This window comes from Vibrio sp. V42_P2S4T144, assembly GCF_009904715.1.
In the GTDB taxonomy this organism is placed as follows: Bacteria; Pseudomonadota; Gammaproteobacteria; order Enterobacterales; family Vibrionaceae; genus Vibrio; species Vibrio alginolyticus.
Window position 1 is genome coordinate 1 of record NZ_WXWS01000529.1, and the last position, 5,171, is coordinate 5,171.

The window sequence follows — 5,171 nt, forward strand, 5'->3', positions numbered from 1 at the left end:
AAAATCAACAGCGCAAAAGATGACGCTGCGGGTCTACAAATCTCGAACCGTTTGAACGTACAAAGCCGTGGTTTGGATGTAGCGGTTCGCAACGCGAACGACGGTATCTCGATTGCACAAACTGCTGAAGGTGCAATGAATGAGACCACTAACATTCTTCAACGTATGCGAGACTTGTCTCTGCAATCAGCAAACGGTTCAAACTCGAAAGCAGAGCGTGTTGCGATTCAAGAAGAAGTGACCGCACTCAACGACGAACTAAATCGTATCGCAGAAACAACCTCTTTCGGTGGTAACAAGCTACTAAACGGCACTCACGGCGCGAAATCGTTCCAAATCGGTGCGGATAACGGCGAAGCGGTAATGCTTGAGCTAAAAGACATGCGCTCAGACAACAAAATGATGGGCGGTGTAAGCTACCAAGCAGAAAGCGGTAAAGGTAAAGATTGGAACGTTGCCCAAGGCAAGAATGACCTAAAAATCAACCTGACGGACAGCTACGGCCAAGAGCAAGAAATCAACATCAGCGCAAAAGCGGGTGACGATATCGAAGAGCTTGCGACTTACATTAACGGTCAAACTGACCTAGTGAAAGCCTCTGTAGACCAAGACGGTAAACTGCAAATCTTTGCTGGCAACAACAAAGTCGAAGGCGAAGTCGAGTTTTCAGGCGGCCTATCTGGTGAGCTAGGTTTGGGCGAAGGTAAAAAAGTAACGGTAGATACTATCGACGTAACCTCAGTTGGTGGCGCACAAGAATCTGTTGCTATCATCGATGCGGCACTGAAATACGTAGATAGCCACCGCGCAGAGCTGGGTGCTTTCCAGAACCGTTTCAACCACGCAATCAGCAACTTGGACAACATTAACGAGAACGTGAATGCGTCGAAGAGCCGTATCAAAGATACAGATTTCGCGAAAGAAACGACGGCAATGACCAAATCACAAATTCTATCGCAAGCGTCAAGCTCAATCCTTGCGCAAGCGAAACAAGCGCCAAACTCAGCGCTAAGTCTGCTAGGTTAATTTCAAACCTAAGACGAGAACCTCATTGGCTCGTGGTGAGAGATGAGCGAGTAAACCCAGCTTCGGCTGGGTTTTTTTCTGTCTTTTGGGGCCCCAGGATTTCTGCGAATCACGACATTAGAGCTTCATCACATTTCAGTAAGCCAAAGAAAATAATCGCAAAAAATTGAAAATTTCTTCTAAAGGATATTCATCGGTCGCCGTTAAAGGGACTGAGAGAAATGAGATGTACCTAAGTGAGGTGAGAGACACGACGGTACATTCACTAAAGCCTTAAGGAGAACAATTATGGCGATTAACGTTAATACTAACGTTTCTGCGATGACTGCACAGCGTTACCTAAACCAGGCAGCTGACGGTCAACAAAAATCAATGGAGCGTTTGTCTTCGGGTTATAAAATCAATAGCGCGAAAGACGATGCTGCAGGTCTACAGATTTCAAACCGCTTGAATGCACAAAGCCGTGGCCTAGACATGGCAGTGAAAAACGCAAACGACGGTATTTCTATTGCACAGGTTGCTGAAGGTGCAATGAATGAATCTACCAACATCCTACAACGTATGCGTGATCTTTCGCTTCAATCTGCGAACGGTTCTAACTCAAAAGCAGAACGTGTAGCGATCCAAGAAGAAGTAACAGCGCTAAACGACGAGCTAAACCGTATTGCTGAAACTACCTCTTTCGGTGGCAACAAGCTTCTAAACGGTACTTACGGTACTCAATCTTTCCAAATCGGTGCGGACTCAGGTGAAGCAGTGATGCTTTCTATGGGTAACCTACGCTCAGACACTTCAGCAATGGGTGGTAAGAGCTACGCAGCAGAAGAGGGTAAAGACGCATCTTGGACTGTTGGTGAGAAAACAGAGTTCAAAATGAGCTACACCAACAAGCAGGGTGAAGAGAAAGAGCTATCAATCAGCGCTAAGCAAGGCGATGATATTGAGCAGCTAGCGACATACATCAACGGTCAAAACGATGATGTAAAAGCCTCTGTTGGCGAAGATGGCAAACTACAAGTATTTGCTTCTTCTCAAAAAGTTGAAGGTGATGTTGAGTTTTCTGGCAACCTAGCAGACGAGATCGGCTTTGGTGGCCCGAAAGACGTAACAGTGAAAGACATCGATGTAACCACAGTAGCTGGCTCTCAAGAAGCAGTAGCGGTTATCGACGGTGCTCTTAAGTCCGTAGACAGCCAACGAGCTTCACTCGGTGCTTTCCAAAACCGCTTCAACCACGCAATCAGCAACCTAGACAACATTAACGAGAACGTTAACGCGTCTAAAAGCCGTATTAAAGATACTGATTACGCGAAGGAAACCACTGCGATGACTAAGTCGCAAATTCTTCAGCAAGCAAGTACTTCAATCCTGGCTCAAGCGAAGCAGTCTCCATCTGCAGCGCTAAGCTTGTTGGGCTAAGTGGTAAACCCAGCCTGAGGTCAACACCTTAGTGCTGGGGCACCAAAGCGATAGATTCTATCGTTAGCCCATAAGGTGGAAGGGAGATTGTAATGGATATATCCTCCTACGCATCGAACATCCAGCCTTACGGCACGCCAAATGGCACAAAGTTTGCAAATAAAAATGGCAATGATATAGGCACGTCTAGCCCAGCAAATTCAAATGGTGAGATTTCGCCGCAAAAAGCGAAAAACACCGAATACGATTTCTCTGTTCAAGCTGCGATCGAGATGGCTGAAAGCCGTCAAGAACTGAACAAAGAAGAACGTGAAAAATTGGTCGCACAAATGAATGAATTTGTAACGTCCATAAACAAAGGAGTCGCATTTCGAGTGGATGAAGAATCCGGACGAGATGTGGTGACGATTTATGAAGCCAATACCGGTGACGTGATTCGTCAAATTCCTGATGAAGAAATGCTAGTGGTATTGCGTCGCCTAGCTGAGCACACAGCCAACAGCGGGTTGTTGACTGAAAAAGTGTAAGTCGTTTTTAGAGGTGATTTGATGAGTTTAGGCCCTTTGGGGATGTCTGGCGGCATGGATATTAATTCCATGGTCAGCAAAATTGTGGATGCCGAACGCGTACCAAAGCAGCAAAGCATCGACAACGAACGCACGACAATTAATGCCAGTATCAGTGCTTACGGACGACTCAGAGAATCATTGGATACGATGAAAAATCTCATGGCGAACTTTCGCCAGGAGAAAGCATTTGCCGTTCGCACTGTCGAAACGACCGATGACAATATCGTATCTGCCACGGCAACCACAGATGCTATCGCTGGCAAATATGCTATCGATGTGTTGCAGCTTGCTCAGAGCCATAAAGTCGCTTCTGACGTATTGCCAGAAGACGCAAAATTTGGCCCTGGTAAGCTGCAGATTTCGCTTGGTGATGAGCGTTTTAATATCGATGTTCGTTCCCGATCTAAGCTCATCGATGTCGTACGTGGCATCAATGGCGCTAAAGATAACCCTGGCGTTCGTGCATCTCTTATTAACGACGTCGAAGGTCCACGCCTTATCCTTGCTTCTAACCTCTCTGGTAAGGATCATCAAATCAGAGTCAGTGTGGAGGCAGAAAAAGGCAACCCTCTTAAATATTTCGAATACCAAACACTTGAAGACCGCGTCAACGCGCTTGAAGAAGCTCGTTCAGCGGCGGAAGATGTCTTAGGTCCTCTTAAATTTCCGGAACAACCAGCAGAAGAGCTAGATGCAAACGGCAATCCTCTACCTCCAGAAGAGCAAAAAGCGGCAGACGATGTACAACAAGCGCCAATCTCTGCGGCGGGTGCAGAAGCAGCCAAAGCTGGTCAAGAAGCCATTGATGAAGCCAACCGACGCGCGAGTTTACGCCCTGAAGACAGAATTCCAGGGTGGACAGAAACTGCGTCAGGTACTTTGTTGGACTCTTATGAAGAACCAGAGCTCGAACTCGACGAAAAGGCAATAGAGAAGGCACCAGATGTACCAGGCTGGAATAATGCCGCATCGGGCACCCTAACCGATTCTTACGTTACGACGAAAGAGGCTAAGCAGCTTCTTGAGCAAGAAAAAGCGGAAATCGAGCAAAAAATTGCGAGTGAAAAGCAAGCGTTAGACGAAAAAGTGGCACGTGGTGAACTTTCCGAAGCGCAAGCTAAGCAAATTCATCGCGCTAAACTTGATCCTCAAGAACGTGAGCGTCTGGAAAAAATTGATGAAGCAGAAGCGAAAATCGCAAAGGCACAATCTGCTTTTGAAGAATACCTTGGGATGACAGAAGTACAAGCAGGGCAAGATTCAGAAGTTCTGCTTGATGGAGTGGCAAAGCTATCTAGCCACAACAATGTGATTGAAGATGCGATCGAAGGTGTTGATTTAACGCTAAAAGGCAAATCAGAACCGAATAAACCGCCTGCTGAAATTGGTGTCGAGTACGACCGTCAAAGTGTACGCAACGATATCGAAAACTTTGTGGCAGCGTATAACTCGTTTTATCAAACCTCCCAAGCGTTGGCGAGTGTGGATCCGGTAACTGGTCAAAAAGGGCCGTTGTCAGGTGACAGCACCGTACGCAGTGCAGATTCACGATTAAAATCGGTCTTTTCTACTCGAATCGATAAGGCGCCTGAAAACCTAAAGTCCTTAACAGAATTTGGCATTACGACCACACGTCAAGGCACACTAGAAATCAACTATGACATGCTAGACCGCCAGTTGAACAATAACTTCAACGAGTTAGAAAAGTTCTTCGGTGGCAACACAGGTTTTGCTAAACGAGTAGAAGATGCGATTCACGGTATCACAGGTATTACAGGCAGTATTCGTACTCGAGAAAAAAGTCTCACAGAACAAAACTACCGTTTGAGTGACGATCAAGCGGCATTAGATCGCCGCATGGAAAGCCTAGAGAAGCGTACTCATGCGAAGTTTACCGCGATGCAAGATGCGACCGGTAAAATGCAGGGCCAGTTAGGCGCTTTGATGAGTGCGTTGGGTTAATAAATGCAAAAAGAACTCATGGAAATTAGTGATATAGATCAACTAATTACGCAAGAATTAGAAAGAATTGATTTTAATGCTGAAGAAATTCTTCGCTTGGTCGATATCAGGGAACGGTTATTGCAAAACCTGTTACCAATTATTCATCAAAATCCTTTGGTTAAGCAGGATGCAGAGTGGCAAGCATTGCTAACT

The 5,171-nt window shown here is 46.0% G+C and carries 4 protein-coding genes and 1 pseudogene; all 5 read left to right on the forward strand.

Annotated features, from left to right (window positions below):
* Positions 1-1,026 (forward strand): flagellin (locus CAG68_RS17735; protein WP_161441447.1); only part of this gene is annotated, 1,026 nt, incomplete at its 5' end.
* A 288-nt stretch (positions 1,027-1,314) separates the two neighbouring features.
* Positions 1,315-2,445, forward strand: a complete 1,131-nt coding sequence (locus CAG68_RS17740) for a flagellin (RefSeq protein WP_005380449.1) — start codon at positions 1,315-1,317, stop codon at positions 2,443-2,445.
* A 92-nt stretch (positions 2,446-2,537) separates the two neighbouring features.
* Positions 2,538-2,972 carry a flagellar protein FlaG gene (gene flaG / locus CAG68_RS17745; RefSeq protein WP_005384493.1) on the forward strand — a complete coding sequence of 145 codons (435 nt, stop codon included), beginning with the start codon at positions 2,538-2,540 and terminating at the stop codon, positions 2,970-2,972.
* A gap of 21 nt (positions 2,973-2,993) precedes the next feature.
* On the forward strand, positions 2,994-4,976 hold the full coding sequence (fliD, locus tag CAG68_RS17750) for a flagellar filament capping protein FliD (RefSeq protein WP_161441448.1): 1,983 nt from the start codon (positions 2,994-2,996) through the stop codon (positions 4,974-4,976).
* 3 nt (positions 4,977-4,979) lie between these two features.
* A pseudogene (locus tag CAG68_RS17755) lies at positions 4,980-5,171 on the forward strand (flagellar protein FliT); the annotation flags it as partial.